Annotated in this window: 28 protein-coding genes and 3 pseudogenes; 19 read left to right on the top strand and 12 right to left on the bottom strand. The window is 47.7% G+C overall.

Translation table 11 applies throughout. The features are described from left to right. Nucleotides 1–148, bottom strand: a pseudogene (locus tag OGV50_RS03360) (transposase); the annotation flags it as partial. 47 nt (nt 149–195) lie between these two features. Here OGV50_RS03360 and OGV50_RS03355 point away from each other — a divergent pair. Then, nucleotides 196–890, top strand: a protein-coding gene (locus tag OGV50_RS03355; RefSeq protein ID WP_085949432.1) for an IS1-like element IS1N family transposase whose coding sequence is annotated in 2 segments (ribosomal slippage) — nt 196–442 and nt 442–890 — 696 coding nt in all. Because the reading frame shifts where the segments join, the coding sequence is not laid out codon by codon here. Between the two features lie 180 nt (nt 891–1070). On the opposite strand, the gene OGV50_RS03350 is transcribed toward OGV50_RS03355, so the two are convergent. The 4 genes from OGV50_RS03350 to vapB all read right to left on the bottom strand — a co-directional run bounded on the left by OGV50_RS03350 (nt 1071) and on the right by vapB (nt 4357). Continuing rightward, nucleotides 1071–2093, bottom strand: a complete 1023-nt coding sequence (locus tag OGV50_RS03350) for a helicase UvrD (protein ID WP_000361404.1) — start codon at nt 2091–2093, stop codon at nt 1071–1073. Then, nucleotides 2078–3640 carry an ATP-dependent nuclease gene (locus OGV50_RS03345; protein ID WP_004206609.1) on the bottom strand — a complete coding sequence of 521 codons (1563 nt, stop codon included), beginning with the start codon at nt 3638–3640 and terminating at the stop codon, nt 2078–2080. Before OGV50_RS03345 ends, OGV50_RS03350 begins: the two co-directional genes overlap by 16 nt. Before the next feature lie 73 nt (nt 3641–3713). Further along, nucleotides 3714–4130: a type II toxin-antitoxin system VapC family toxin gene (locus OGV50_RS03340; RefSeq protein ID WP_016236302.1), complete on the bottom strand. Its 417-nt coding sequence runs from the start codon at nt 4128–4130 to the stop codon at nt 3714–3716. After that, complete coding sequence (gene vapB / locus OGV50_RS03335; RefSeq protein ID WP_001261282.1) at nt 4127–4357, bottom strand: type II toxin-antitoxin system VapB family antitoxin; 231 nt, start codon at nt 4355–4357, stop codon at nt 4127–4129. Before vapB ends, OGV50_RS03340 begins: the two co-directional genes overlap by 4 nt. Here vapB and OGV50_RS03330 point away from each other — a divergent pair. The 11 genes and pseudogenes from OGV50_RS03330 to OGV50_RS03280 form a co-directional block, all read left to right on the top strand. After that, nucleotides 4314–4556 (top strand): annotated as a pseudogene (locus OGV50_RS03330) (hypothetical protein); the annotation flags it as partial. The gene vapB and the pseudogene OGV50_RS03330 sit on opposite strands and share 44 nt — an antisense overlap. A 300-nt stretch (nt 4557–4856) precedes the next feature. Then, nucleotides 4857–5177, top strand: coding sequence for a hypothetical protein (locus OGV50_RS03325; protein WP_042999126.1), 321 nt, complete (start codon nt 4857–4859; stop codon nt 5175–5177). Nucleotides 5178–5251: 74 nt separating this feature from the next. Beyond that, on the top strand, nt 5252–5605 hold the full coding sequence (locus OGV50_RS03320; RefSeq protein WP_042999127.1) for a hypothetical protein: 354 nt from the start codon (nt 5252–5254) through the stop codon (nt 5603–5605). Between the two features lie 15 nt (nt 5606–5620). Beyond that, nucleotides 5621–6130, top strand: coding sequence for a M50 family metallopeptidase (locus OGV50_RS03315; RefSeq protein ID WP_046494304.1), 510 nt, complete (start codon nt 5621–5623; stop codon nt 6128–6130). Between the two features lie 238 nt (nt 6131–6368). Continuing rightward, on the top strand, nt 6369–6704 hold the full coding sequence (locus tag OGV50_RS03310; protein WP_046494305.1) for an ArsR/SmtB family transcription factor: 336 nt from the start codon (nt 6369–6371) through the stop codon (nt 6702–6704). Next, nucleotides 6694–7407 (top strand): arsenical resistance protein ArsH, encoded by a 714-nt coding sequence (gene arsH, locus OGV50_RS03305; protein ID WP_046494306.1) that lies wholly within the window; start codon nt 6694–6696, stop codon nt 7405–7407. The genes OGV50_RS03310 and arsH overlap by 11 nt, the downstream gene beginning before the upstream one ends. Nucleotides 7408–7415: 8 nt before the next feature. Continuing rightward, the gene (locus OGV50_RS03300) at nt 7416–7961 is read left to right on the top strand and encodes a sigma-70 family RNA polymerase sigma factor (protein WP_046494307.1); all 546 of its coding nucleotides are present in this window, start codon (nt 7416–7418) and stop codon (nt 7959–7961) included. A 75-nt stretch (nt 7962–8036) separates the two neighbouring features. After that, nucleotides 8037–8399, top strand: coding sequence for an arsenic metallochaperone ArsD family protein (locus tag OGV50_RS03295; RefSeq protein WP_020839050.1), 363 nt, complete (start codon nt 8037–8039; stop codon nt 8397–8399). Between the two features lie 20 nt (nt 8400–8419). Continuing rightward, entirely contained in the window at nt 8420–10177 is a 1758-nt protein-coding gene (gene arsA / locus OGV50_RS03290; protein ID WP_115190221.1) for an arsenical pump-driving ATPase, read from the top strand. A gap of 316 nt (nt 10178–10493) precedes the next feature. After that, complete coding sequence (locus OGV50_RS03285; protein ID WP_042999128.1) at nt 10494–11009, top strand: GNAT family N-acetyltransferase; 516 nt, start codon at nt 10494–10496, stop codon at nt 11007–11009. Nucleotides 11010–11339: 330 nt separating this feature from the next. Beyond that, nucleotides 11340–12512: an MFS transporter gene (locus OGV50_RS03280; protein WP_152754617.1), complete on the top strand. Its 1173-nt coding sequence runs from the start codon at nt 11340–11342 to the stop codon at nt 12510–12512. Nucleotides 12513–12540: 28 nt separating this feature from the next. Here OGV50_RS03280 and OGV50_RS03275 read toward each other — a convergent pair whose 3' ends face one another. The 6 genes and pseudogenes from OGV50_RS03275 to OGV50_RS03250 form a co-directional block, all read right to left on the bottom strand. Beyond that, nucleotides 12541–13038 carry an arsenate reductase ArsC gene (locus tag OGV50_RS03275; RefSeq protein WP_000968905.1) on the bottom strand — a complete coding sequence of 166 codons (498 nt, stop codon included), beginning with the start codon at nt 13036–13038 and terminating at the stop codon, nt 12541–12543. A gap of 74 nt (nt 13039–13112) precedes the next feature. Continuing rightward, nucleotides 13113–13541 carry a glutaredoxin-dependent arsenate reductase gene (gene arsC / locus OGV50_RS03270; RefSeq protein ID WP_042999130.1) on the bottom strand — a complete coding sequence of 143 codons (429 nt, stop codon included), beginning with the start codon at nt 13539–13541 and terminating at the stop codon, nt 13113–13115. A 12-nt stretch (nt 13542–13553) separates the two neighbouring features. After that, the gene (gene arsB, locus OGV50_RS03265) at nt 13554–14843 is read right to left on the bottom strand and encodes an arsenite efflux transporter membrane subunit ArsB (protein ID WP_042999131.1); all 1290 of its coding nucleotides are present in this window, start codon (nt 14841–14843) and stop codon (nt 13554–13556) included. A 47-nt stretch (nt 14844–14890) separates the two neighbouring features. Next, a pseudogene (arsA, locus tag OGV50_RS03260) lies at nt 14891–16642 on the bottom strand (arsenite efflux transporter ATPase subunit ArsA). Nucleotides 16643–16659: 17 nt separating this feature from the next. Continuing rightward, nucleotides 16660–17022: an arsenite efflux transporter metallochaperone ArsD gene (arsD, locus tag OGV50_RS03255; RefSeq protein ID WP_046494310.1), complete on the bottom strand. Its 363-nt coding sequence runs from the start codon at nt 17020–17022 to the stop codon at nt 16660–16662. 46 nt (nt 17023–17068) lie between these two features. Next, the gene (locus OGV50_RS03250; protein WP_042999134.1) at nt 17069–17419 is read right to left on the bottom strand and encodes a transcriptional regulator; all 351 of its coding nucleotides are present in this window, start codon (nt 17417–17419) and stop codon (nt 17069–17071) included. Nucleotides 17420–17605: 186 nt separating this feature from the next. On the opposite strand from OGV50_RS03250, the gene dsrO reads away from it, so the two are divergent. From dsrO to OGV50_RS03225, 5 genes are all read left to right on the top strand, one after another. Beyond that, nucleotides 17606–18376 carry a sulfate reduction electron transfer complex DsrMKJOP subunit DsrO gene (gene dsrO / locus OGV50_RS03245; protein WP_042999135.1) on the top strand — a complete coding sequence of 257 codons (771 nt, stop codon included), beginning with the start codon at nt 17606–17608 and terminating at the stop codon, nt 18374–18376. Between the two features lie 3 nt (nt 18377–18379). Then, nucleotides 18380–19387, top strand: a complete 1008-nt coding sequence (locus OGV50_RS03240) for a hypothetical protein (RefSeq protein ID WP_046494316.1) — start codon at nt 18380–18382, stop codon at nt 19385–19387. Continuing rightward, complete coding sequence (locus OGV50_RS03235; protein ID WP_042999137.1) at nt 19384–22410, top strand: molybdopterin-dependent oxidoreductase; 3027 nt, start codon at nt 19384–19386, stop codon at nt 22408–22410. The genes OGV50_RS03240 and OGV50_RS03235 overlap by 4 nt, the downstream gene beginning before the upstream one ends. 9 nt (nt 22411–22419) lie before the next feature. Further along, entirely contained in the window at nt 22420–23001 is a 582-nt protein-coding gene (locus OGV50_RS03230; protein ID WP_042999138.1) for a hypothetical protein, read from the top strand. 131 nt (nt 23002–23132) lie between these two features. Then, nucleotides 23133–23810 (top strand): hypothetical protein, encoded by a 678-nt coding sequence (locus OGV50_RS03225; protein WP_053263390.1) that lies wholly within the window; start codon nt 23133–23135, stop codon nt 23808–23810. A 612-nt stretch (nt 23811–24422) separates the two neighbouring features. On the opposite strand, the gene OGV50_RS03220 is transcribed toward OGV50_RS03225, so the two are convergent. Then, nucleotides 24423–24638: a hypothetical protein gene (locus tag OGV50_RS03220; protein ID WP_125093457.1), complete on the bottom strand. Its 216-nt coding sequence runs from the start codon at nt 24636–24638 to the stop codon at nt 24423–24425. Between the two features lie 167 nt (nt 24639–24805). Between OGV50_RS03220 and OGV50_RS03215 the strand changes: the two genes are divergently transcribed. Both OGV50_RS03215 and OGV50_RS03210 read left to right on the top strand, forming a co-directional pair. Beyond that, on the top strand, nt 24806–25696 hold the full coding sequence (locus OGV50_RS03215; RefSeq protein WP_042999140.1) for an integrase domain-containing protein: 891 nt from the start codon (nt 24806–24808) through the stop codon (nt 25694–25696). Then, the gene (locus OGV50_RS03210) at nt 25689–25934 is read left to right on the top strand and encodes a hypothetical protein (protein ID WP_042999141.1); all 246 of its coding nucleotides are present in this window, start codon (nt 25689–25691) and stop codon (nt 25932–25934) included. Before OGV50_RS03215 ends, OGV50_RS03210 begins: the two co-directional genes overlap by 8 nt. Nucleotides 25935–25968: the final 34 nt, after the last annotated feature.

Raw genomic sequence — 25968 nt, 5'->3', positions numbered from 1 at the left:
TATCGTTTTTCAGCAGCCCCTTGTATCTGGCTTTCACGAAGCCGAACTGCCGCTTGATGATGCGAAACGGGTGCTCCACCCTGGCCCGGATGCTGGCTTTCATGTATTCGATGTTGATGGCCGTTTTGTTCTTGCGCGGGTGATGCCTCTAATTAGTTGAATCTGATGTATAATGCGGGCTTTTGAGGTTCTTTCATGGCCAGCGTTAACATTCATTGTCCTCGTTGTCAGTCTGCACAGGTCTACCGCCATGGTCAGAACCCTAAAGGCCATGACAGATTTCGCTGCCGTGACTGCCACCGCGTTTTTCAGCTCACTTACACTTATGAGGCCCGTAAGCCGGGCATTAAAGAGCTGATCACTGAAATGGCCTTCAATGGCGCCGGGGTTCGCGATACCGCCAGGACACTGAAAATTGGCATTAACACCGTCATCCGGACTTTAAAAAACTCACGCCAAAGCGAATAACGTCTTCGCCCGTTGCTCATGCTGATGTGGCGCTTATCTGCGAACTTGATGAGCAATGGAGTTTCGTTGGCAGTAAAGCCCGGCAACACTGGCTCTGGTACGCGTATAACACCAAAACAGGGGAGGTACTGGCCTACACTTTTGGTCCCCGTACCGATGAAACCTGCCGGGAACTACTGGCACTGCTTACGCCATTCAACATCGGCATGATCACCAGCGACGACTGGGGCAGCTATGGCCGGGAGGTGCCGAAGGATAAGCATCTGACCGGAAAAATATTCACCCAACGGATTGAGCGCAATAACCTGACGCTGCGCACCCGCATTAAGCGCTTGGCTCGTAAAACAATCTGCTTCTCGCGTTCAGTAGAGATCCACGAAAAAGTCATCGGGACGTTTATTGAAAAACACATGTTCTACTAATTGGAAGCATCACCGCATTTTGCGAATAAAAATAACTGGCATAATTGTATTTAATGATAATGTTACATATTGTTAGCCAGGTTCCGGAAAGCGAGAACCGGAACCGCACCTGTCCAGCCGGTATTCCCGTCGATGACCCTCGCTTTTTACTGATTTGTGCCCGACTGAGAAGTCGGTAACTCAGTTTCGGAATCGGCGCAGATGAGTTTCGGGAACAAAATAAATGTTGCCGCGCGCCCGTGAGCATGCCACGTACAGCCTGTTACGGGACGACGGTGGAAGGGTTGCCAGTTCCTGACGGGTCAGAAGCTTCCAGTGGGAGGATCCCATCACAATGCAGACATCCTGAAAGTGATCGAGCCCTTTACTGGCGCCCCAGTTCATGGAATAGCAGCCGTAACGGTGATGTTCACGATAGAAGAGCTTAATCACCGTATTATCGGCGTGCAGGGTGGCTGAGCGCTCTGTATCTGCGATCGTTTCAATCAGGGAGGCATGTATCCCATGGGCAGCGATACGGATGTTCAGTTGCCCGGTGATAAACTCGCACACTGAAGCTGAGCAACGCCATGTCCGGTTGAGCGTGTCCCGGTCAACCGCGAAACCTGCTGCGTCGAAGCGGGCCTCATATCGCGTGATGTCGTCGTGCAGCGTTGAATTAACGTTGCCGTCATGGCTTGTATCAAAGGTATGCTGATAAAAATCGCCGCAACAGAGCACAGTGATTTCCGCGCGGCAGAGCTCCAGCAGAAAATTAAAGTCATGTCCGGCAAAGTCCTGGACTTCATCGACAAGCAGTTCATCATAGTAACGGGCAAGCCGGATACGGATATCCGGCAGCAACCCCCGGGCTGTCAGTAAATGTGCGAGCCTCCGGTGATACAGCCGTCCGGCGGGATCCTGATAATGCCGGGCATTCGTGCGCGGTATTCTGGGTGGGGGCTGGTCGAAGCTCAGGCCACGCGATGCCAGCTGCTCCTGCAGGAAAGGCCGGAAGCAAAAACCGTGCAGAAACTCAAACCAGGTCATCACCCTGATCCCTTCCGGGATAAAGCCAAAACGTCTGATAATCTGTGCCCGCAGATGCGCTTCATTATTCACGGTGAAGGTCAGGAGCAGCGTCCTCCTGTCCTCACTCAACCGTCGTATCAGCAGCGTGGTCTTGCCCGAGCCGGCAACCGCAAATATCACTCTCTTATCCATGCCAGTGCCTCCTGAATATAATCAGGTACGGTCAGCTCTCCGGCGTGCAGCTGTAACAGCCGGAATGCTGCTTCTGCCTTATTGGCCAGCATGTATTCCTGCACCGTGAGTGTCCGGCGGGGTCCGCGGAAAAGCGTATCACACAGATCAGCGTTATCCTGATACAGGCTGATTTCAAATGTGGATCGGGTGTTATCGCGATCAGCAAATACCCGGGAGCGGGAACAAATCACGTCAGCATAGCGTTCATCGCAGTTTTGCTGATAGTTGCCGTCATTATCACGAAGGGCCGCGACGCGATTTTCCAGAAGACGGGCCAGTTCAAGATAACGACGGAAACTCGTTCCGCCGATAGCGATGATGTGAACTCCGTCTTCCTCCGGTGCCCTGCCATACAGGCGGCGATAAAAGGCCTCGATCAGAATAAACTCAGCATCCCCCTCCACGAGCAGCACACGTCTGGCCAGCGCAAATTCCAGTACGTTATTATCCGGTGCTTTCATGAAGAAGGCGGCAGTCTCAGCGGAAAGTTCATTCATCAGTACCGGCCGGGCAGACCCGAGGAGGATTGCCTTACGCAGATCGAGGCGGGAGGAGATATGGCTGCTGTGTGTGGCAATAAACACCTGCGTCTGCCGTTCAGTGGCAAGCTGATTAACCAGCCTCTTCATACTGACATGGCTGAGATGATTTTCCGGCTCCTCAAGCAACAGTACGTGGAGCTCTCCCTGCTGCTGATGCCGCTGCAGCGCAAACTCCGTTTTGATGAAGCACTGCCTTCCTTTTCCACGGTGACGAATGGAAATACCGTCCTCGGTAATGTCCAGATTCGCCTCAAGCCCTGATTTAGCACCGGAACGCACGCCAAACTGATACGTTTCCAGCGTGTCGTTTATGGCTGACAGATGCCGGGTGCAGAAGTGCATTTTCTGTTGCCGGTAACTGTTTTCAAGCCGGTACCGATCGGCCACCGGCACATTGACGCTGTAAACTGTGCGCGTATATTCCTGTGCGGCGTGCTCGTTATCGATGCGTGCACTGTCTAAGAGCAGATGGCGCAGATAGCGTCTGAAGCTGGCGAAATGACCACCGGAGAAGGTGCTGAACCGCACGGAATAGTATTCATAGGGAAAATTATCGGGATCCTGCTGTAGTACATTGTGAATATCCTGGCCGTATTCCTCCGTCATTGGTGCAATACGCATTCTGAGACCATCCGCATTGATACCCGCCAGATTTTGCCTGCCGTTCAGGTCAGGATCTCCCCCATTACTCAGGAAAACGTCAGCTGTCAGCACGGGTAACTGATCGGCGCGGCGCTCACCTTCCTGAAACTGCCTTACTGCTGACTGGGACAGGAGCGATTCCACACCCAATGCCTCGACCCGGTGCCGGCTGTCACTCAGCACAAGGTCAAGGGCCAGCAGAATCGTGCTTTTCCCGGACTCATTGTCCCCGACCAGAATGTTACGGTCATGAGTGAAGCGCAGGTCCAGTTCCGGAAACTTTTTAAAGTTTTGCAGCATAAGCCGCGTGATCAGAGGCATCTTTTATTCCTTTATATACCGCTGACTGAAAGAGTGTCCGGCTGCGCCAGACCGCCTGTTTTGTTTTACAGCGTTATCTTACCCAGTCTTCCAGCACAAGACCCGGTACCCGCTCAAATTCCCGCGTATTATTCGTCACCAGCACGGCACCGGCGGCGATGGCGTGCCCGGCAATGGCCGTGTCGTTCGGGCCGATCGGCGTCCCGGCCATTCGCAGCGCCACCTTAATCTCCGTGGTGGCGTCCACCGCAGCGCGATCCCAGGGCAGGATGGCATCGAGGCGGGCGCAGAACGCGTCGACCAGCTCGACGTGGCGCGGGGAGGCCTTCGGGCCGGTGGCCCCGAAGCGCATTTCAGAATAAGTGATGGCCGAGACAACGATGCGCTGGCCGCGCAGCACCGCCAGCTCCAGGCGCTTCAGGACGGCTTCCGGCTGCTCGCGCATGATGAACGAGCAGATACAGGTGTCGAGCATATAGGTCTTGTTCACAGGTTAAATCGTCCTTCGTCGCTGACAACGTCCTCGCGCTCCGCCATAAAGTCCGGGTCTGCCTTCTCGAACTGCGCGAACGAGCCCCAGGTCGGCCGGACGGGACGCAAAATAATGCTGTCCCCTTCCCGGACGATCTCCAGCTCGCTCACTCCCTCAAAATCCAGATCGCGGGGCAGACGAATGGCGCGGTTATTGCCGTTTTTAAAAATGGATACAGTTCTCATCATTTCCTCCTGGCCGACCGGCCTGTATGACTATGTTCAGTATATGCAGATGCAAAGCATATGTATAGTCATAGCATATGCAGATGGTAAGTATATGCGTATGCCACACCTATGCAGATGCCCGGCATATGGATATGTTGAACCTATGTTGTATTCTCTCTTTTCCCGGTCAGATCCGAAAAAAGCTAGAAGCGGATCATGGCTATTATTTGCACATTTTTTGGGACAAAATCAGAAAATGTGATATAATTTAATTAATTAGATAGTAAGCCACCCTCCGCACTTCAAACCGACCTAACGGGTCATTCCAGATAATCTCTCCCTCAGCATTTCCGAAAAACAAGCCATTATGGATTTTTCGGAAGTGTGGGAAAGGTGCGTCCGGTAATTGCGGTTGGTGACTGTTATCTGGCTAATCACTTCAGGCGGGCAACGGAATGTCCTGCGGGTGATGATAAATAAAGTAATTAGTAGAAAGCTTACGATAAGGAAATCAATTATGAGCAACACAACGACATACGCTAATCAGTGCAACAGCTTTTCCCCTTCATCAATTGTGGAAATGCTTTCAGGTTATGGCTGTAAAAAAATGTGGTTATACCGCACGACGAATACGCAGGGGGAAACACTTCTTGTGCTTCTCGATGAGGAGAACGGGATATACGAGGAAATGGCCAGCCGCCTTGATGCTCCAGATATGAAAGAGTGGTCCATTCAGTATTCTGACGGCGGTTATAAATCCCGTACGCTTCCTGAAGGGGCGTTTGAGATCGATTTGGGTTGTCCTGACGAAGCGGCATGGTATATGGATCTTTTATAGTCACCAGGTCATAAGGTGAACTCCTGACAGGCGGGATTTCTCAATAGAGCAGCGTAACAACTAAGGAGTTAAGGATGGGGCGTTCCACTAAGGGGATTATCAAGGGAAGGGAGTTTCCTTCCAAAAAAGCAGCTGTGGGGCATTTCATGGATCAGCGTGAAACAGTCAAAGAAGCGGGCCCGCTGAAAGAGGGAGAATTGTTTGATGAATTACGCGAGCTTTATCTGCGTTACTGCGAAGTGACCAGCTTTGATCTGAATGGCAGGATTATCTATGCCTTCAGTGTGGATTATGAGCCGCGACAGAACGGTCAGACCTGGGCATCTCACCTGTGCTACTGGGTACATTTCTCGCCGAAGCAGAGTTTGTCCTTTTCGGTCAGAGAAGCGGTGGATGAAATTGCAAAAACTGCTGCTGAACAAATTTAATGGCGGGCGGGATTTATGATTAAAGGAATTCCATTGCATTCTTTTGAATACCTGCATTACATCGTTGATAGTCTTGGATGGATGCTGCCAGTTTATTTATATCTCTTCAGTTTTCTTTACGCATTTATTCATGAATCCGGACATGCCCTTATGGCCATGTGCCTGGGAACTCGGGTAACCCGCTTTCAAGTGGGGAAACCTGTGTTGTTCCGGTTCAAAAGGGGCAGACTTATCCTGAAGTTTGGATTGCTTTTTCCAGACGGAGGTGTCAGTTACCACTATGCGAATGATGCCCCCAGGTGGAAAGTTATGGCGGCGGCGCTGGCCGGTCCATTATTGCCCGTGATTCTGTCAGTACCAGTTTTTACTCTTACCGGTATTCAGCCACTAACGGTCATTGCTGGGTTAATTGTGATGATGCTGACTCTGGTTAACCTAAATCCCTTCATGATGGAAACAGATGGCCAGAAAGTTCTCAAGCATCTGCATGCCATAGTTCAGGGGCGGAAAGTCCTGGATTCCTGAGCAACTGTTACACGAGTTCCATCTACTTAGTTGAAAGGAATGCTGATGAAGATGTCTCTTCCTGGTCTGCCGGGCGAATATGTTGCCCAGTCACAGCAGCTTCCTGTGGCTATCGACTAGGCCACAACAATTTCTTGGCTGTTCTTCACTTCATTCCCAACCAGATACATTGAATATTGAATGTAAAATTCATTTCTATTATTCTAGAAATATAGAAATAACAATCATGAGAACGAATATGGAACTGAACTTTGCGGCGTCGGTGCTGAAAGAGCTTGGCCATGTGACAAGGCTCGGGATTTATAAAAGACTAATCAAAGCCGGACCTCAGGGCGTGGCCGTGGGTGATCTACAGAAGCAACTCGAAATCCCTGCATCCACACTGAGTCACCATCTTTCATCTCTGATATCTGTATCTCTGGTTCGTCAGGAGCGGCAAGGAAGAATACTGTACTGTCACGCCTGCTATGAAAACCTTGGCGCGCTGATTGCTTTTCTGACAGAAGAATGCTGCTCAGGGGCAGATGGACTGTACGATACCAATGGCGATCTTGGAGGAAAAAATGAGCACTGAACTTAAGAATGTTAATGCAAGCCTGTTCGATACCTCAATTACAGAGGCAAGATTCGGCATTCCTTCTGTTCCACACCCTCCCCGTATCCTCATGCTGTACGGCTCTGTACGTGAACGTTCATACAGCAGACTGGCAACTGAAGAAGCGGCAAGGTTGTTGACTGCCATGGGCGCAGAAGTTCGGATCTTCAATCCTTCTGGCTTGCCTCTTCCTGATGATGCGCCTGATTCGCATCCCAAAGTCATGGAATTGCGTGAGCTGGTTCGTTGGTCCGAAGGGATGGTGTGGTGTTCACCTGAACGCCATGGTGCAATGACCGGCATAATGAAGGCTCAAATCGACTGGATACCTCTATCGGAAGGGGCAGTTCGCCCGTCGCAGGGGAAGACGCTTGCCGTCATGCAGGTCTGCGGTGGCTCTCAGTCTTTCAATGCCGTAAACCAGATGCGCATTCTTGGCCGCTGGATGCGGATGATCACCATCCCAAATCAGTCCTCCGTGGCAAAAGCCTGGCAGGAGTTTGATGAAGATGGACGGATGAAACAGTCGTCTTATTACGACCGCATTGTGGATGTGATGGAAGAGCTGGTGAAATTCACGCTGCTGACAAGAGGTAATTCAGCCTATCTCGTTGATCGCTACAGCGAACGAAAAGAGTCAGCAGAAGAACTTTCTCGCCGAGTAAATCAGAGCAAAATTTGAGGGCTGGTATGAGTGATGTAACGGCATTCAACAACTGCATGAGTGTGTTCTGGCGGCAACATGAAGCCGAACTCTCTCGCTTTCTGACATCGAAGACAGGTGATAGCGAAAAAGCAGCAGATCTTCTGCAAGAGCTATTCCTGCGTGCCCGTGCTCATTCAGACAATTTCTGCGAAATGGAGAATCCGCGAGCCTGGCTGTATCGGGCGGCGAGGAATCTGCTGATTGATGAGTACCGCACCACCAGGGAATTCGTTGAGCTGGAAGAAGAGGCCCCACTGCCTGATGTATCCCATGATGCGATCTCAACGCTGGATATTTGCCTGCCTGAAACATTACAGGCGTTACCCGAAGATGAGCGGTGGCTGATTGAAGAGTCCGATCTTAACCGGCGTCCCCAGCAGTCCCTGGCCGATGAACTGGGAATCACGCTTACGGCGTTTAAATCCCGTTTACTACGGGCCAGAAAGCACCTGAAAGAAGCGATGACAGAACTTTGCCAGATTGAGGCAGATGACACTTCTCCCGTCTGCTGCCACAAAAAAATGAATTAATCGCGCATCTTTTTCCCACCATCTTCGTTTACCTCAGTGTAAAGCCAAATGACTAAACACTGAGGTAAACAGTCCATGTCAAAAATTGAGATCTTTGAAGCAGCAGGTTGCTGTGCAACCAGCAGCGTTGTGGTCAGCGACGAAGCCGTCAAATGGAACGCCAGCGCCGAATGGGCGAAAAAGAATGGTGTTGATATTCAGCGCTACAGCCTTGCGAAAAACCCGCAGCAGTTCCTGAATACACCTGTGATCAAAGAGTTTCTGAACACTTCAGGGATGGAGTCCCTCCCTGTTACCTTGCTCGACGGCAAGCTGGTGATGGCAGGCAAACTGCCGACTCGTGAAGATATCGCCCGTTGGGCCGGTATTCCGCTTACTCAGGACTGGAGTGAAGACAGCACCCAACCACGTTGCTGCAGCATTCCACGTATGCCTTAATTCCAGAGGAGCTATTGCTGATGAATATGCCATTTTTAAAAGACATCCCCCCGTTCATCTTCTTCACCGGTAAAGGTGGAGTGGGTAAAACATCCCTCGCTTGTGCTACTGCGGTATGGCTGGCCGATCAGGGTAAGAGAACGCTTCTGGTGAGTACCGATCCGGCTTCCAATGTCGGCCAGGTATTTAGCCAGACTATCGGCCACCGAATTACAGATATCAGTACCGTACAAAATCTTGCTGCGATGGAAGTTGACCCTATGGCTGCGGCACAGGCTTATCGTGACCGTGTGCTTGACCCCGTTCGTGAGCTGATGCCAGCCGATGTGGTCAGCAGCATTGAAGAGCAGCTTTCAGGTTCATGCACCACGGAAATTGCTGCGTTTGATGAGTTTACCGGTCTTCTGACCAATCATCAGTTGCGGGAAAAATATGACCATATCGTATTTGATACCGCGCCAACCGGTCACACTATCCGCATGCTTGAGCTACCGGGAGCCTGGAGCGGTTATCTGGAAGCGAACCCCGATGCCGCTGCAAACCTCGGGCCTCTGGTGGGGCTTGAGAAACAACAGCACCAGTACTCAGATGCGGTTAAAGCGCTGTCTGATGCAGCTCTCACACGATTAGTGCTGGTTGCCCGCGCCCAGGCTTCGACACTGAAAGAGGTTTCCCATACCCACGATGAGCTGTCTGCTATCGGTTTGCAACATCAGCACCTTGCCATTAATGGTGTACTACCGCCGTTTGCGGGTGAGGATGATCCACTGGCGCAAAGTATTCTGGCTCGGGAAGAAAAAGCATTACAGGCAATGCCTGATAATCTGGCTAATCTTCCCCGCTCACAGCTGTATCTGAAGCCATTTAACCTGGTCGGTCTGGAAGCATTGCGGGAGTTATTTACAGAGAGCAAAGCCGCACCGGCTCTCCCTGCTACTACGCTGAATACTCTGGATTTGCCGAAACTTGCTTCACTAGTTGATGAACTGAGCCAGACTGGCAAAGGGCTGGTCATGACGATGGGGAAAGGCGGCGTGGGCAAAACGACCGTTGCGGCATCAGTCGCGGTATCGCTGGCGAAACGTGGCCACAAAGTCCACCTGACCACATCCGATCCGGCAGCACATCTGTCTTACACGTTGGATGGCTCGCTGCCCAATCTTCAGGTCAGCCGTATCGACCCGAAGGTAGAGACAGAACGTTATCGCCGCTTTGTCCTGGAAAATCAGGGCAAAGGATTAGATGCAGAAGGGCTGGCGGTGCTGGAGGAAGACCTCCGCTCGCCATGCACTGAAGAGATCGCCGTCTTCCAGGCATTCTCCCGAATCATCAAAGAGGCAGACGACCATTTTGTCATTATGGACACCGCGCCAACGGGCCATACGCTCCTGCTACTGGATGCGACTGGAGCCTATCACCGGGAAATGGTGCGTCAGATGGGGCAAACACATGACCACGTCATCACTCCAATGATGCAATTGCAGGATCCGGAGAAGACGAAGGTGATTATCGTGACGCTTGCCGAAACGACACCTGTACTGGAAGCTGCAAACCTGCAGTCCGATCTGCGCCGGGCCGGGATCGAGCCGTGGGCATGGGTTGTTAATAACAGCCTGGCAGCTGCTGAACCGTCTTCACCTTTCCTGAAGACCAGGGCTAACCGCGAGCTGCCTCTCATCTCTGATGTGGAAGAGCAGTATGCAGAGCGTATTGCATTAACAGCGCTACAGAGCGAAGAGCCGGTTGGTATTGACCTGCTGGAAGAAATGGCGAAGTAACAATGAAGGGGGCGTTTGCCCCCTTCATGCTTTGCTGTCGTTCTATTTCCCCGATGGATAACAAAGTCCTCTGTCATTTTCCAAAAAGAATCTTTTCGAGTTCGATTAACTGTTGCTGAGATTGCTCATTGAGATGGGCCTCAGCCTGGTCATATAAAAAATATGGGTACAGGAAGCACATATTTGTCTCCCTGCATGAATGAAAACAAAAGATGGTATGGAAGATTAGCCTGCTTGTTGGGTCATAAGCTTTTGTATTTACCTTTCCTTTAGCTTTTCAAGTAACCTTAAAAAAGATGCCAACGGGAACAGAGCAATGAAAATCGTTAACGCAGAAGAAAAGCACATCCCCGCCATATGCGATATCTACGCCCATCATGTTATTCATGGTACCGCCAGCTTTGAAACTGAACCACCGGATACCCATGAGATGCTTGCCCGCCTGAAAAAGATCCGCAATCAGGCGCTGCCGTGGGTTGTCGCGTTAGAGGAAGAAAAGGTCATCGGGTATTGTTATCTCACTCGTTACCGTGAACGCTACGCCTATCGCCACACCCTCGAAGATTCAATTTATATTCACCCGGATGCGCAGCGTCAGGGGACAGGAAAAGCGTTGCTGCGCCACGTCATTGCCTGGGCAGAAACACACGGCTACCGGCAGATGATAGCCATTATCGGCGACAGCAATAATGAGGGTTCGCTGAAAGTCCATCAGCAGGTCGGATTTACAGAAAAAGGCACGCTGAAAGACATTGGTTTCAAGCATGGTCGCTGGCTGGACACGGTTTTGCTGCAACGAAATCTGGGGGAAGGGAACAGCTCGCTGCCATAAGATTCAGGCCTTATGCTCTGAAACAGGAAAAAGGGGGCATTCGCCCTCCTTCATATTTATTTCCGTCTTTAACTATTTCTGACGCCGATATTGAGAGAGTTTTCTTCTACCTACCGGAAATATCATCCGTTTTTCTCTTTCTGAAACCAATGCTTAACAGTTGAAAGGTAAGTTTGTATTCGAGCACATAGGTTGCTGGAGGGGAATAAATCCCGTCTCCCCGAACTAAATTGTGACGTTTGCAACCGGGATACCGGAACCTGAGGAGATGCAAAAACGGTGAACACACCTCCACTTCTACTTAGCAGCAAGATTACCTGGTGCGTTGGTTTGGCCCAGTTAATTAACTGGGGGATTACCTACTACCTGTTGGGTGCTTTTGGTAGCGCCATTGCTAATGACACGTCGTGGGGGCAACCTCTTATCTTCTCAGGGTTGACGCTGGCTATGGGCATCATGGGGCTCATTTCACCGATATCCGGGCGATTATTAGCATCGATGGGGGGAAGAAAAGTCCTGCAGCTTGGTGCTCTCCTGAACGGCCTTGGATGCCTGCTCCTGGCAACGAGTCACTCCCTATACATTTACTTAATGGCCTGGCTGGTGATGGGCATAGGTATGCGCCTTTCACTTTATGATGCAGCTTTCGCTGTTCTCGTAAATCTTGCAGGGCCGACAGCCAGAAAATCTATTACACAGGTGACCCTGCTCGGAGGTCTGGCTTCTGTTGCCTTTTGGCCAATTGGCGAGGGCTTACTGAGCCTGCTGGGCTGGCGATGGGGTGTTGGCTGTTACAGCCTGTTCGCCCTGATAAGCATTTTGCTTTGTATTTCTTTGCCAGATAACAAAAGAGAACGAGGTGTAGCCCCCCGCGAATCGACGGAACAGGGCATCCAGCATCTTGAGCGGGACTATCTGAAATGCGGGTTGTATGCAGCATTGATGGCATTGCTCAGTTTCCTGTCCACAGGAATTTCAACCCATTTACCTCTGATTCTGGCCAGTGCTGGTGTCCCGGTACTTGTTGGTTCCTTATGGGGGGTGGGACAGGTCAGTGCACGTCTTGGCGATATAGCGATGGGGAGTCGAGGATCTGCTCTGGGGCTGAACCTGATAGTGGGGATTTTGCTTCCTTGTTGTTTCATGATCAGCCTGCTGGGACAGACATCCATCGTGGGGACCGGCTTGTTCGTTCTTGGATATGGTGCCGTCAACGGTCTATCTACTCTGGTGAGAGCAACATTACCATTAACTCTGTTTGACCCGCGCCTGTACGCCAGTCGCATGGGAACATTGCTCATGCCGAGTTTTTTTCTGTCGGCACTGGCCCCTTCACTCTATGCCAGCTTTCGCGAACGATTTGGGGATACTGGCATGCTGATCATTTCACTGGTATTTGCGTGTGTGGCAGCAATCATAGCCATATGGATCTATTTGATTGGAAAAGATAAACAGGCACTACAAAGAGTGCCTGTTGATATAACATCGAACGTTAATGAGTAGGCAAGCGCGTACGAGTCTCACAACTGCACTACACGCCTTTATCCAGTTGTTCCAGTTGCTGTTGTAAAGAAAGGCGATCTAGCTTCTCAAACGGCAAACTCAGAAACAGTCTGATGCGACTGGCTATTTGCTTCTCGACGTCCACAAATGCCTGGTACATTGCTTCCGAATCGCCCTCTGCGAGTGCGGGATCTTTGAATCCCCAATGGGCCGTCAGCGGTTGGCCTGGAAATACCGGGCATCCTTCTCCAGCCATTTTGTCACACAAGGTGAAAATGAAATCCATTTTTGGTGAGTCGACTTGCTGATACTGCAGGAGACTTTTACTTGAAAGGCTGGAGATGTCAAACCCCTGACTTTTCAATACTTTTAGCGTCAAAGGGTGCGGTGATGAAGCGGGATGGCTGCCGGCGCTAAACGCCTTGAAAATCCCACCACCGAGCTGATTCATTAAAGCCTCAGCAAAAATACTTCTGGCAGAGTTGCCTGTGCACAGGAAAAGGACATGGTACGTTTTATCCATCATTTCAGCCTCTGAGTAAAAATCGCATAAGCTCTGTCACCAGGCAGCAATAAATAGAGCTGCCTGGTGAAATGGAACTACTTGATTACACGCTGCCCATGTGCGTCGATCACCTTTTCACCGTCTTCTTTAGTAAATTCACCTCTCTGTGCATCAGGCAAAATATCCAGTACCACTTCCGATGGGCGGCACAGTCGGGTTCCCAGTGGTGATACAACAATGGGTCGGTTAATCAGGATCGGATGCTGCAACATAAAGTCGATTAACTGATCATCAGTAAATTTATCTTCGGCGAGTCCCAATTCTTCATAAGGCTCAACGTTTTTACGAAGCAGGGCTCGTACTGAAATACCCATATCTGCAATGAGTTTGACCAGCTCATCGCGTGAAGGTGGATTCTCAAGATAGAGAATTACGGTCGGCTCAGTACCGCTGTTTCGGATCATCTCCAGCGTATTACGCGATGTGCCGCAGGCCGGGTTGTGATAAATGGTGATGTTGCTCATATCAGTATCTCATTACAAAGTGAAAGAGAGACGTAGCGCCAGCGCGGCCAGCGTTACAAACAGCACAGGCAGAGTCATGACGATCCCGGTGCGGAAATAGTATCCCCAGGTGATGGTCATATTCTTCTGTGAAAGCACATGCAGCCAGAGTAGCGTTGCCAGGCTGCCGATAGGTGTTATTTTCGGTCCCAGATCGCAGCCAATCACGTTGGCATAAATCATCGCCTCTTTGATAACGCCTGTTGCGGTGCTGCCATCAATAGAGAGAGCGCCAACCAGCACGGTAGGCATGTTATTCATGATGGAAGACAGGAATGCAGTCAGGAAGCCAGTACCTAAGGTAGCAGCCCAAAGACCTTTATCAGCAAGTACGTTCAGCACGTTAGACAAGTATTCTGTCAGCCCTGCGTTGCGTAATCCGTAGACCACCAGATACATCCCCAGTGAGAAGATCACGATCTGCCAGGGCGCACCGCGCAGCACTTTACCGGTGTTAATCCCATGACCTTTTTTGGCCACCGCAAACAGGATTGCGGCTCCCACTGCCGCGATTGCACTCACAGGAATTCCGAGTGGCTCGAGTACAAAAAAACCGACTAACAAAAGGACTAAAACAATCCAGCCCGTTTTGAATGTTGCTGGATCTTTGATGGCTTTTGCGGGTTCTTTCAGTCGCGCCAGCTCATAAGTGGGCGGGATATCTTTGCGGAAAAAAAGATGCAGCATCACCAGCGTGGCGACAATGGCGGCGATATCCACTGGCACCATCACCGACGCATATTCTGTGAATCCCAGACGGAAGAAATCAGCCGAAACGATATTGACCAGGTTCGATACGATAAGTGGCAAGCTGGCGGTATCGGCAATAAACCCTGCGGCCATTACAAACGCCAGCGTGGTGCTTTTACTGAACCCCAGCGCTAGTAACATGGCGATAACGATCGGCGTCAGAATTAACGCCGCGCCATCGTTGGCAAACAATGCCGCCACCGCCGCGCCGAGCAGAACAATATAGGTAAATAGCAGACGTCCACGCCCATTGCCCCAGCGGGAAACGTGCAGGGCAGCCCATTCAAAAAAGCCGGACTCATCCAGCAACAGACTGATGATAATGACGGCAATAAAGGTGGCCGTGGCGTTCCAGACGATATTCCACACCACCGGAATATCGGCGATATGAATCACACCCGATGCCAGAGCCAGTACGGCACCCAGCGTGGCGCTCCAGCCAATGCCTAATCCCTTTGGCTGCCAGATAACCAACACGATGGTCAGGATAAAAATGGCTCCTGCCAGTAACATATAACCTCCCGAAAGGGCAGCAAAGCTGCCCCGAATAATGACAATAATTAACCAGCGAGTTGTTTGAGTTTGTCGATGCCGGTCGGTTCTGACGCCAGTACAGGAACAAGAGCTACGCGACTGGCATGCTGGAATTTAACGCTCTCGATCTGCGGAAGTTCCTGTTGTGCCCGCAGACGAAGCAGCGGTGAACGGGTATCGGCAATGGAAAGGCTGTTATTGATAATCCAGCCCCAGGGATGAATCCCTGCGCGTTCAAGGTCGGCCTGCAAATTTGCCGCCTCAAGCACAGGCGTGGTTTCCGGCAGCGTGACCAGTAACACTTTGGTTCGCTCCGGGTCCTGAAGCTGCATCATTGGCGTGGTGAAATGGCCTTTATCGCCCATTTTCTTAGCAATTTCGCGGTGATACGCCCCGGTGGCATCCAGCAGTAGTAGCGTATGCCCGGTGGGTGCCGTATCCATGACCACGAAGCGCTTACCCGCTTCACGAATCACCCGTGAAAAGGCCTGGAAGACCGCAATCTCTTCGGTGCAAGGAGAGCGTAAATCTTCTTCCAGCAGGCGTTTTCCTGCTTCGTCCAGTTCGCCTCCCTTAGTGTCAAGAACATGCTGACGGTAGCGTTCCGTTTCCTCGTGAGGATCGATCCTGCTGACCTGCAGATTCTTAAGGCTGCCATTGAGGGTTGTGCTGAGATGCGCCGCAGGATCAGACGTTGTCAGATGGACATCAAATCCCATTTCGGCCAGTCTGACGGCAATGGCAGCAGCCATCGTGGTTTTCCCCACGCCACCTTTGCCCATCAGCATGATCAAACCATGTTCATTACGGGCAATGTCATCAACTAGCGCAGAGAGCGATGGAATATCAGGACGTTGCTGAATGTAGTCTGCAGAAGATAATACTGCTTCTGGCTGAGTGGAGAGAAGCCCGCTGAGTGCAGATACACCGACCATATTAACCGGTTGAAGGAATAGCGTGTCAGTTGGAAGGCCAGAAAGATCAGAGGGAAGATGAGCTAGCGCTTCCTGTTCACGTTCCCATATTGCTGCAGCCAGTGTATCGGTAGCGGCTTCAGTTTTTGGAAGAACGCCATTAATGACCAGATACTGATTTTTAAGACCGATGGCGGCAAGTTCCAGATGAGTTCTGGCGACTTCCAGTAGCGTTGATTTCTGCAACCGCGCGACTAAAACCAGTCGGGTGCGTGTTGGGTCAGACAACGCTTCAACGGCATGAGCATATTGTTCACGCTGTTTTTCCAGTCCCGCCATTGGGCCCAGACAAGATGCGCCATCTGGATTACTCTCTATAAAACTGCTCCATGCACCAGGCAACTGGAGAAGGCGGATAGTATGGCCAGTAGGTGCTGTATCAAAAATGATATGATCAAAGCGGGTCAGCAGAGAGGCGTCAGTCAGCAATCCAGTAAACTCATCAAATGCAGCAATCTCGGTTGTGCATGCACCCGACAGTTGTTCGTTGATGCTGCTAACGACGTCATAAGGCAGGACGCCTTTAATTGGGTCAACGATTCTGGCCCGGTACTGCTGTGCAGCTGCCTGAGGATCAATCTCAAGAGCCGATAATCCCGGAACAGAGGCTATTGGTTGAATGGTGTTGCCTATCGTCTGGCCAAACACCTGGCCAACGTTTGAGGCCGGGTCGGTACTGACCAGCAATACTCGTTTACCCTGTTATGCAAGACGGATCGCTGTGGCGCAGGAAATAGAGGTTTTACCTACACCACCTTTACCAGTAAAAAACAGATAAGGGGGTATATTTTCTAAAAATTTCATTTGTCCTCCTGGCATACTTAACAACAAGAAGTATTACCACCGCAGCAGCCTGAAGGCGCTAATCCTACTTTCTCCAGCGGAATCCCAAACCACCGTGCAAGTTCAGCCCGTTTCGGATAACGTCCGGCCATCACTGTTTCGCCATCCAGTAACAGTAGTGGCAGTCCTTCCGCACCGGAAGCCTCAATGAATGCTTTAACTTTCTCGTTCTGGACAAAGCTCATCGGTTGCTGTGCCAGATTGTAACGATCTACCTGAACACCTCGTTGTTTAAGCCATTGTACATCCGCAGAAAAATCAACCAGAGCCTGATCGACATCAGTACCGCAGACACCGGTGCTACAACACATCGCTGGGTCGAATACCGTTAGCGTTTTCATCCTTAACACCTCACATGTGGAAAATCATATATATTCAGGCAAATTTTTAAATACAAATAGCCTTACTGCTGTTAGTGCAGTTGACTGAAGCCAGTTTACGGGCGATGGCCTGAAGATCGTCCTGTTGGCTTAACCTGGCCTGCTCAATAATCTGCGCAGCCCATGAAGGAATGTGTGGGGATAAGCGGTAATGAACCCATTTTCCGTGCTTACTATCAAGCAAAATCCCGCTTTCCCGCAACATTGCCAGATGCCGGGAGATCTTAGGCTGTGATTGATCAAGTGCAGTGCAAAGATCACAGACGCACAACTCCCCCATGGTTCTGAGTATGAGAACAATACCCAGACGTGTTTCATCAGACAGATTCTTAAAGAGTTGTAGGGAAGTAAGCGACATCATTCCTCCTGTTCGTTTGGGTAACGATATCTCCAGCGGAGATGAAAATCAACAACATATACGCATAAGCGAATGTATTTGATAAATGTCAAAACAATGACAAGTTCGTACACCCATACTACCTCTGTTTTCTTTTGTTATGTCTTTTTATTCATATTTATGTAAACAATAAATTGAAGGGTAACTATGAATACCGATGATGACGACTATCCAAAAGATTCCCAAAAACGGAAACTTATATCTACATTAGCCATTGCGACTGGAGCTGCGCTTGTTATAGCTCCTACTCAGGCAGCCCCCAGACTTACTGAAAAAAAACAGCACTGGTGTATGGTCATAGATCTGCGTAAATGCGTGGGTTGTCAGGCATGTACTGTCAGTTGCAAAATCGAGAATCACGCACCGCCGGGGCAATTCAGAACCTGGGTCGCCGATATTGAAGTTGGTCAATATCCAAAAACCAAAAGACAGTTTCTTCCGCGTCTATGTAACCATTGTGAAAACCCTAGCTGTGTCCCTGTTTGTCCAACAGGTGCTACGTTTAAACGCAATGATGGCATTGTTCTTATCAATCAGGATATTTGTTGGGGCTGTGGTGCCTGTGTTACTGCCTGCCCTTATGATGCTCGTTTTATTAATACTGAAACCAAAACAGCTGATAAATGTACCTTTTGCGCGCATCGCATAGAACAGGGGCTCGTCCCAGCCTGTGTCGAAACTTGTGTCGGTGCAGCAAGGGTTTTTGGTGATCTGAATGACAAAGAAAGTGAAGTGCATAAATTATATTCAGAGCATATAACAAATGTTTTGAATCCAGCAACGGGTAACAAGCCTCAGGTATTTTATATTGGGTTAAACAATGAAATGACTGTAGGAGAAGAAATAAAAAGTAAGACTTGGACGAAAGAGTTTTCTGATGTTTTCGATCAGGAACTCCCCTGGGTAAATCAGGAGTAAATCATGATGACGACCATTTTAAATATTGCACATCAATCTCCATTTGGCTTGCTTTTTATTAATTACTCGCTATTGTTAGGTGCATCAGGAGGTCTCGCTGTTATCTGGTCCTTCCTTAACTGGGGGAGTCAGTCAAAGACTAACCTTTTACCTGTGGCATTGGCTTTTGCATTAGCATTTGGAGGCATATTAAATGTATTAGCAGAGGTACAGCAACCCGGCCGGTTAATTTATGGATTTATATATGGTTGGGAACACTGGTACGGTTCAATAATAAAATATGGTGTACTGATTTTACCCCTGTTTTGCCTGTTACTAATCCTGCAACTCACGCCATTAAAGCTGTCTGTTTTCGTTGATAAATTAACGAAAATCCTTCTTATAGGAACTGGGATATTTTTAGGGATGTACTCTGGAATATTCATGACTAATGAGCATGGTATTGCACTCTGGAATACCCCACTGTCTGCAGTCTTAATGTTACTTAGTGGACTTTATACTGGATTCATAGCCTACAGTTTAGTTTCTAAACATACTAATGAACAACCGGCAGTAATTTCATCTTATTGCGGGCTTGGTGTGATGCTTATTACTATGTTTATTTTATTGCTATTCACATGGTGGGGGCATGTCTTTGCGGGAGAAACTATCAGCACCTCCTTTGGTTTACTTGATTCTAACTATTTAGCAACGCAGATAATTACTGTGGGAGCGTTGGTTTTAGCTTGCGTTATGATTGCTGTAATTAGATCTAAAAATAAAATCCACTACATAATTATCATTATTCTATCTGCTATCTCTGCCTGGGGTGTTCGTTTTCTTTTGTTGGTTGGGGGGCAGGGAACGAGTCGTAGCAGCGCCGGAGTCTTTACTTATCACCCTGAACCAAAAGAATATTTATATTCTTTTGGTAGTATATTTTTCATGGCAGGTATTCTTGCTTTAGTCATATTGTTTTATGAGAATTTCCAACACAAATATCCGGCACATACAGGAGGAGAAATTAAATGAACAGACGTCATTTTCTTACAGGTTGTGCCGCGCTAGGTGTAGGTGTTGGTGCCAGTATTTATGGAAAAGTATTTTACCGTGCAGGTACATTCTTAGATGCAGGAGAGCAAGCAAAATCAACCTTTTATGGTCAGTCAACTGAACCTGAATGGCTGCTTGATAAAGAAACTGGCCAGCATGTTATAAATCCCAATTATATGGTACGTCATTCTGTATGTCTTCAGTGTCATGGAGAGTGTGGACTGAGAGCCAAAGTGAACCGTAAAACCGGAAAACTGGAACGCTTACAGGGTAATCCATATCATCCGAACACATTGATTGATTATAAGGATATGAATATCCCGGTGGTGGACACTGCCAATACTCCGGGTACACTATGTGCCCGAGGGAACGCGGGTCTACAAACTGCTTACGACCCATATCGACTGACAGTTCCCCTGAAGCGCTCTGGCCCGAGAGGAAGTAATAAATGGGTGCCTATTGAGTGGGAAAAACTGATCGATGAAGTGGTCAATGGTGGAAAGATTTTCGCTGATACAGGTGATGAGGCTAGTCAAAACCTTGAGATAAAAGGATTCCGGGCATTATATGAAAAACGTGATGAATGGATTGATGATAACAATCATGACTTAGGGCGAGTATCTAATAAGCTTGTTATACAAAGCGGACGTATTGTTAAAACGCGAAAAGATTTTCAGACTCGTTTCGCGAAATCCTTTGGCACAGTTAATAATTACGAACACACTAATATATGCGAATTAAGCCATCACATTGCTACGAGTGCTGTATATACTGAGCATAATAATTTTAAAGCAGATCTTTGTGAGTCAGAGTTTGTTTTATATTGGGGAACCGCGCCTGGAGAAGCTAATTTCCCTATGCAGACATTAGGGAAATACTCAGCAGAGGCGCGTTCAAAGGGCTGTAAAATTGCTGTTATTGATCCAGTATTACCCCGAACTATAACGGATGACCCAAATATGTTCTGGCTTGCTCCGCGACCAGGTACTGATGGTGCTATCGCAATGGGGATGATAAGCTGGATTATAGATCATAATCGCCATAATACGGATTTTTTAAGTTACCCTAATCAGTCTTCTGCCAAAAATGCTGGTGAAACTTGTTTCACGGATGCCAGTTATCTGATTATTACCGATGAAACACATCCTAATTTTGGGAAATTTATTACTTCTAGTGAAGCTGCCTTGGGGGACAGTAACGACAGTGTCGTAATTAATCTCACTGGTATTCCAGAATTAGCGGAAAAATGTGTTAAAGCAATACTGGATTATAGCGGGAGTGTTAATGGTATAGGGGTTGCTACAGCATTTCATTTATTAAAGACATCAGCGAATGATTATTCTCTAGAGTATTATGCCGATATCAGTGGTGTTCGCATTGACGATATTGTCAATTTAGCTGACGAGTTCACTAAGCATGGACGAAAAGCATCCACAGAGTTTTATCGTGGAATTGCACAGCACCCGAACGGTTATTATACAGGTTTTGCAATAAATCAGTTGAACGTCTTAATCGGTAATTTGAACTGGAGTGGTGGTGGTTCCCTCGGGGGAGGTGGATTCCCTTATGACAAAGGGGTATATGACCTGACTGCTATTCCTTCTCTGGTGCCAGCTCAATTTGGTATTAAAATTACCCGTGAAGATGGCTTTCGCTATGAAGATTCTACTGAATTTAAGACAAAGGTTGCTCGTGGCGAAGCCCCCTACCCAGCTAAAAGGCCGTGGTTCCCTTTCACTAAAGATATTTTCAGTGATATCTTGCCTTCAGCACTGGAAGGTTATCCGTATACAGCCGACATTCTGTTGTGGCATATGTGTACGCCTTTATACAGCGCTCCAGGCATGGGTAAAGAAGATATTATTCGAGGGGTTTGTGATCCAACAAAAATACCATTAATTATTGCCAGTGATATTGTCGTTAGTGATACCAGCATGTATGCAGATTATATTATCCCTGACATTACATATCTGGAACGTTATGTCCAGCATCCGATGCTTGAAGCAACTATGGTCAAGGGGACTGCTGTACGTTATCCCGTTATCGAGCCGCTGACTGGAAAAAACCAGGCGGGACAACATTTTTGTCTTGAGACTTTCTTTATTGATATAGCTTCGAAATTAAACATGGCTGGGTTTGGGAAAAATGCTATCCCTGACAGTAATGGAACTCTATGGCCTCTCGAAAAAATGGAGGATTACTATCTGAAAGGTACTGCAAACGTTGCTTATAGTGGAACACCAGTATCGGATGCTACTGATGATGATATAAAAATTGCCGGTCTTGAAGATTACCAGAAGAAGTATTTCAGTAGTCTTAAGTCTGATGAATGGAGAAAAGTACTTTTTTTAATGTCACGCGGTGGTCGTTTTGAGCCAGTTACTACCAGACGGAATGGTACGCAATTGAAAAATCAATTCAATAATCGTATCAGAATGTACAATGAAAAAATTGCTCAGGGTCTAAATAGTTTTACCGGTGAACGTTTTTCAGGAACTGCACTTTGGCAACCATCTCTCACTATGATGGGGAAAAAAGTGGATGAGCTCGATCAGGGCAAAGGTATGGATTTTACAATATTGACCCGAAAAAGTGCACTTCAGACCCAGTCCCGACTGTCTTCCAACAGTTTTATCCGAGAGATACAGCCGACAAACTGGGCTGAAATTAATACCGAGGATGGGAAAGCTCTCGGTTTGAAAACCGGTGATAGTGTATGGGTCGAAACTGTTGAAGGGCGTAGGCGTTGTGAAGTAAAACTCAGAGATGGGGTTGCACCCGGAGTGATCAGCTTTATCGTTGGCTATGGCCATTGGGGTTACGGAGCAACCGATATTGATATTGGTGGGAAGCGAATTAAAGGCAGTAAAATCCGGGCTGCGGGGATAAATTTAAATCCAATAATGCGACTGGATCCAGATGTATGGGGGATGCCGCTTATGGATCCAATTGGTGGCAGTAGCAGTTTCTTTAATACACGAGCTAAAATTATCAAAGCGTAGGGGGCAAGTATGTGTGAAGTGGAAGAGTTGAGAAGAACCTGTGATATTGCTGGATCCTTACTACTCAAAAGCCCTGAACAAGAGCTTATTGACTGGATAAAGCAATGTACAGGGCAAAACCTTGCGATTAAAGAATGTCAGCAGGCGTTTTATGACTATTTCTGCTTCCCACAATCTGGTTTGTTTTGTCCACCCTATAATCATGTCTTTAGTAATGGCTTACGTCATGGAGACATCTGGCAATTTCCTGCAGCAAGCTTTGATGGGGGAGCAGAAGAAGAGGATTTCTATCAAAAATTCAATTTTGCTCCCTCTATGCTTAACATCAAATTGCCGATGGTACATAAACATGTTCCTGGTGACCATTTTGGTGTGGAATTGCTTTTTATAAGTTGTGTGCTGACAAATGAAAATTTAAACACCCCCGAGACCTGGAGTATTTTAAAGGGATTTATATGTGCACACTTACCTGCTCTACAGGGGTATACCCATTTATTAGGCAGCCAAACTGAACCCTATATTAAAGTCGTAGCTGAATGTCTGGAGGAGTGCTTGTCAGGACTTGATTATTTACTTTCGATTGATTCTTGAACCAAAATGTAACTACATAGATATTCTCAGAAACAGAGCCAGATTAAAATATTAATCTGGCTCTCAGTGCTTACCAGGTTGGCGCATTACTTGGTATTCTGTGGCGATTCAATCCTTAATGGTTAGGGGCAGTGTCTGGAACAAGTGCTGAAGCGCCTGAGCCAATCAGTATATTGATATTGGATAAATCATTCCGACATTCTGATCTTAAGGTTTCTGTAGTTAAGGCAAATAATGTATCTTTTGAGAACGCTGAGAAACTTGAAGAAAAACATTCCAGGTTGTATGTCGGATTTATATTAAGCTATACATCTACGGTTAATGGTGTATCTTTTACAAAATACGAAGTTTGCGAGTTTCAGAGATGGAATTATGATAAATGTCGTGGTTATTTAAGATTCATTTTTTATTTTCTGGGTTCTGTCAGAACGAAAATAAACTGCCAGGGCGTATCATTCAATGAGGATATTATTGATGGTTTGATGGCATGTAGGTTATTTCCATCAACAATTAAAGGCATGTTATCAGAAACTTGGTTTATTGCTGATCGAATAGGTCATATAGAAAGTAATTACGATGTAGAGATAAATTCAGTTGAGTATTTAAACAGATTTAACAGACTTATACGTTTATTGTGTTTCGGTAGTTCTGTGACAATTTTAGATATTGAATATACAACGAAAGACTTTTCATATGGATGGATTATAAAGTACTCATGTAATGGGGAATATCATACGGAGTTTTACCATAGTCTGGCCACTGGTCTGGACGATATTTATGATAAGTTCATCGTCGAGAATCCATCATAAAGGTGACTATTGATTACATGTAAATCATTAAAGGTACCCTTCAAATTTTGGAGGGTTTCCTGCAGACTCGTCTTCCATGTCACAGATAAAAACTTGATAAAGGATCACGCTCCGATCTAATATCTTGCTCGTTGTACCGTTGCGTTGTATGCAACATGCCAATGCCTCGGCGATCTGAGAGAGGCGCCTTCGGGTGATCGCCATGCCAATGCCACCGTGACCTGAGAGGTGGCGCCTTCGGGCGGTAACTTCGTTTACCCTTTGAAAACGAAGATCGCATACAGTTTGAATCTGGCGATGAAGGTCCCTTTCACTTCTGTATCTGTTTTTCAGATACGTCTTGCAGCCGTTGTCTGGCCGCAATTTTCTTATCGTTTTCACTCTTTATGACGCTGCTGGCCGTTGCGAACTTTGCGGCGTGGGTATGACCATTTGGAACATTTGGGCATCTTCCACGACTGCATTGAGAGCAGAGGAGCGCGGCGTCACTTGTGCACGAGTGAAACGAGTACCAAGTGACGCGCGCAGCGCATAACAGGCAGAGCTGACGCACTGCCATTTCGACAACTTTTTTACCAACTGACCAACACGTACTTAAAGGTTTTAAGGGCCTTAAAAACGTACTTCATTCACTTCTTGTTCATTTATCAACCAAACGTCTTTCTCGTAAAAACGGGTAAGGACTTCATTCTGAAAGGAGAAAATCGACACGATATCGATGGCGACACCAGTCAACATACTGGTGTGTGGAAGCAGACTGATTAATTTCAGCCCGGTGCAAACCGCGAACAGGTCAGAGACCTGGGGAGCTTCGCAATAACTCAACATTTCGCCGCCCCGATGCACAGATATCTGTCGAGACGCAGGAAGCACAACCATAAACCGTGCCGTCGGGGTGAAATTCATCGTCTGTAGCTGTGGCGCAGCCGGTGTCAGTGCTTTTCCGTTCACGCAGACGGAAAAGCACTGACACCTGTTTAAATGGAGGGTTGTTTATGGCAAAACTGAATAAAAATCTTAAAACGCTTGCCAGGCAGGCAGGGGGAAGTTTTAAAACCGTTTCTGACCGAATGAAAATTGCGGACAGGTTTGCCGAACGTTTATTAAAACTTAATGTTCAAATCAGAGATATTAAAAATATCAAGACGGGGCATATCGAGTTGTATATGAAGAGCCGCCTTTCTGAAGATATTTCCAGACGCACACTTCAGAACGAAATGGCAGCTATCCGGGCTTTGTTACGTGTTGCGGGGAAAACATTCATGGCAAATCCTTCTCATGATAAACTGAGCAATCAGGCTCTGGGTATTTCGGAAACGAGCCGGGATGGAACTAAGGTTGCTATTCCCGATGCTTATTTTCGGCAGGTATTGACGAGTGTAGAGCAAAAGGATGATGGCGTTGCATGTGCAATGAGATTATCCAGATTACTCGGGTTAAGAACAGAAGAAACAGTACAGTCTGCTAAATCGTTGCGTACCTGGAAAAAAGCTTTACTCAATGGTGACGAAAAAATACGTGTTGTATTTGGGACAAAAGGAGGACGACCAAGAGATACAACGGTATTAGATCGTGAATCAACTCTGGCTGCAATCAATGCGTCCCTTAAACACTTGAATGAAAATAATGGAAAGTTGATTGATAAGCCATCATTACATACGGCTATTGAACGTTATCGCAATGTTGTCCGTGAGTCCGGATTAACAGGAAAATATGCGCCTCATAGTTTACGCTATGCCTACTCTGTTGATGTCATGAATTATCATATGAAAAGAGGTTTCACTAAAGAAGAGGCACAGGCTCTGGCATCAATGGATTTGGGACATGGCGATGGCAGGGGACAATACGTGGCTCGTGTTTATAATAAGGTAGAGGGTAATGAGTAAAAGCATTTTTGTTTCTGGTGAGGATTTGGTTATTGGTCGTGTGTTTTTGGGATGGAAGGAAAGGATTTCACGTATTATCGATAGGGGGCATTACGAGGTGGCTTGTTCACAGGAGGTTCATGCGCATTACGGAGACAAATTTACCCGTACTGATGCCTGTCTGTATTTCATCCGTGGCGCACTGTCTGAAACTTTCAGGAAATCACTGAGAGAAAAAGAAAACGCTCATGAAATGTAAAAATATGATCCTTTTTTCTGGTCAATTTAAACAT

Source organism: Citrobacter sp. CK180 (genome assembly GCF_030333655.1).
GTDB lineage: Bacteria > Pseudomonadota > Gammaproteobacteria > Enterobacterales > Enterobacteriaceae > Citrobacter_B > Citrobacter_B koseri.
The sequence above is the reverse complement of the archived record's forward strand: the minus strand, read 5'-3'. Positions and strand labels throughout refer to the sequence as shown.

Coding starts and splice junctions, on each gene's coding strand:
- OGV50_RS03210 (WP_042999141.1), top strand. CDS start 25,689: ATGAGTAAAAGCATTTTTGTTTCTGGTGAGGATTTGGTTATTGGTCGT.
- arsA (WP_115190221.1), top strand. CDS start 8,420: ATGAATATGCCATTTTTAAAAGACATCCCCCCGTTCATCTTCTTCACC.
- dsrO (WP_042999135.1), top strand. CDS start 17,606: ATGAATACCGATGATGACGACTATCCAAAAGATTCCCAAAAACGGAAA.
- OGV50_RS03325 (WP_042999126.1), top strand. CDS start 4,857: ATGAGCAACACAACGACATACGCTAATCAGTGCAACAGCTTTTCCCCT.
- OGV50_RS03300 (WP_046494307.1), top strand. CDS start 7,416: ATGAGTGATGTAACGGCATTCAACAACTGCATGAGTGTGTTCTGGCGG.
- OGV50_RS03230 (WP_042999138.1), top strand. CDS start 22,420: ATGTGTGAAGTGGAAGAGTTGAGAAGAACCTGTGATATTGCTGGATCC.
- OGV50_RS03295 (WP_020839050.1), top strand. CDS start 8,037: ATGTCAAAAATTGAGATCTTTGAAGCAGCAGGTTGCTGTGCAACCAGC.
- arsD (WP_046494310.1), bottom strand. CDS start 17,022: ATGAAAACGCTAACGGTATTCGACCCAGCGATGTGTTGTAGCACCGGT.
- OGV50_RS03275 (WP_000968905.1), bottom strand. CDS start 13,038: ATGATGGATAAAACGTACCATGTCCTTTTCCTGTGCACAGGCAACTCT.
- arsB (WP_042999131.1), bottom strand. CDS start 14,843: ATGTTACTGGCAGGAGCCATTTTTATCCTGACCATCGTGTTGGTTATC.
- vapB (WP_001261282.1), bottom strand. CDS start 4,357: ATGAGAACTGTATCCATTTTTAAAAACGGCAATAACCGCGCCATTCGT.
- OGV50_RS03235 (WP_042999137.1), top strand. CDS start 19,384: ATGAACAGACGTCATTTTCTTACAGGTTGTGCCGCGCTAGGTGTAGGT.
- OGV50_RS03320 (WP_042999127.1), top strand. CDS start 5,252: ATGGGGCGTTCCACTAAGGGGATTATCAAGGGAAGGGAGTTTCCTTCC.
- arsC (WP_042999130.1), bottom strand. CDS start 13,541: ATGAGCAACATCACCATTTATCACAACCCGGCCTGCGGCACATCGCGT.
- OGV50_RS03345 (WP_004206609.1), bottom strand. CDS start 3,640: ATGCCTCTGATCACGCGGCTTATGCTGCAAAACTTTAAAAAGTTTCCG.
- OGV50_RS03240 (WP_046494316.1), top strand. CDS start 18,380: ATGATGACGACCATTTTAAATATTGCACATCAATCTCCATTTGGCTTG.
- OGV50_RS03250 (WP_042999134.1), bottom strand. CDS start 17,419: ATGTCGCTTACTTCCCTACAACTCTTTAAGAATCTGTCTGATGAAACA.
- arsH (WP_046494306.1), top strand. CDS start 6,694: ATGAGCACTGAACTTAAGAATGTTAATGCAAGCCTGTTCGATACCTCA.
- OGV50_RS03310 (WP_046494305.1), top strand. CDS start 6,369: ATGGAACTGAACTTTGCGGCGTCGGTGCTGAAAGAGCTTGGCCATGTG.
- OGV50_RS03315 (WP_046494304.1), top strand. CDS start 5,621: ATGATTAAAGGAATTCCATTGCATTCTTTTGAATACCTGCATTACATC.
- OGV50_RS03350 (WP_000361404.1), bottom strand. CDS start 2,093: ATGGATAAGAGAGTGATATTTGCGGTTGCCGGCTCGGGCAAGACCACG.
- OGV50_RS03220 (WP_125093457.1), bottom strand. CDS start 24,638: ATGTTGAGTTATTGCGAAGCTCCCCAGGTCTCTGACCTGTTCGCGGTT.
- OGV50_RS03215 (WP_042999140.1), top strand. CDS start 24,806: ATGGCAAAACTGAATAAAAATCTTAAAACGCTTGCCAGGCAGGCAGGG.
- OGV50_RS03285 (WP_042999128.1), top strand. CDS start 10,494: ATGAAAATCGTTAACGCAGAAGAAAAGCACATCCCCGCCATATGCGAT.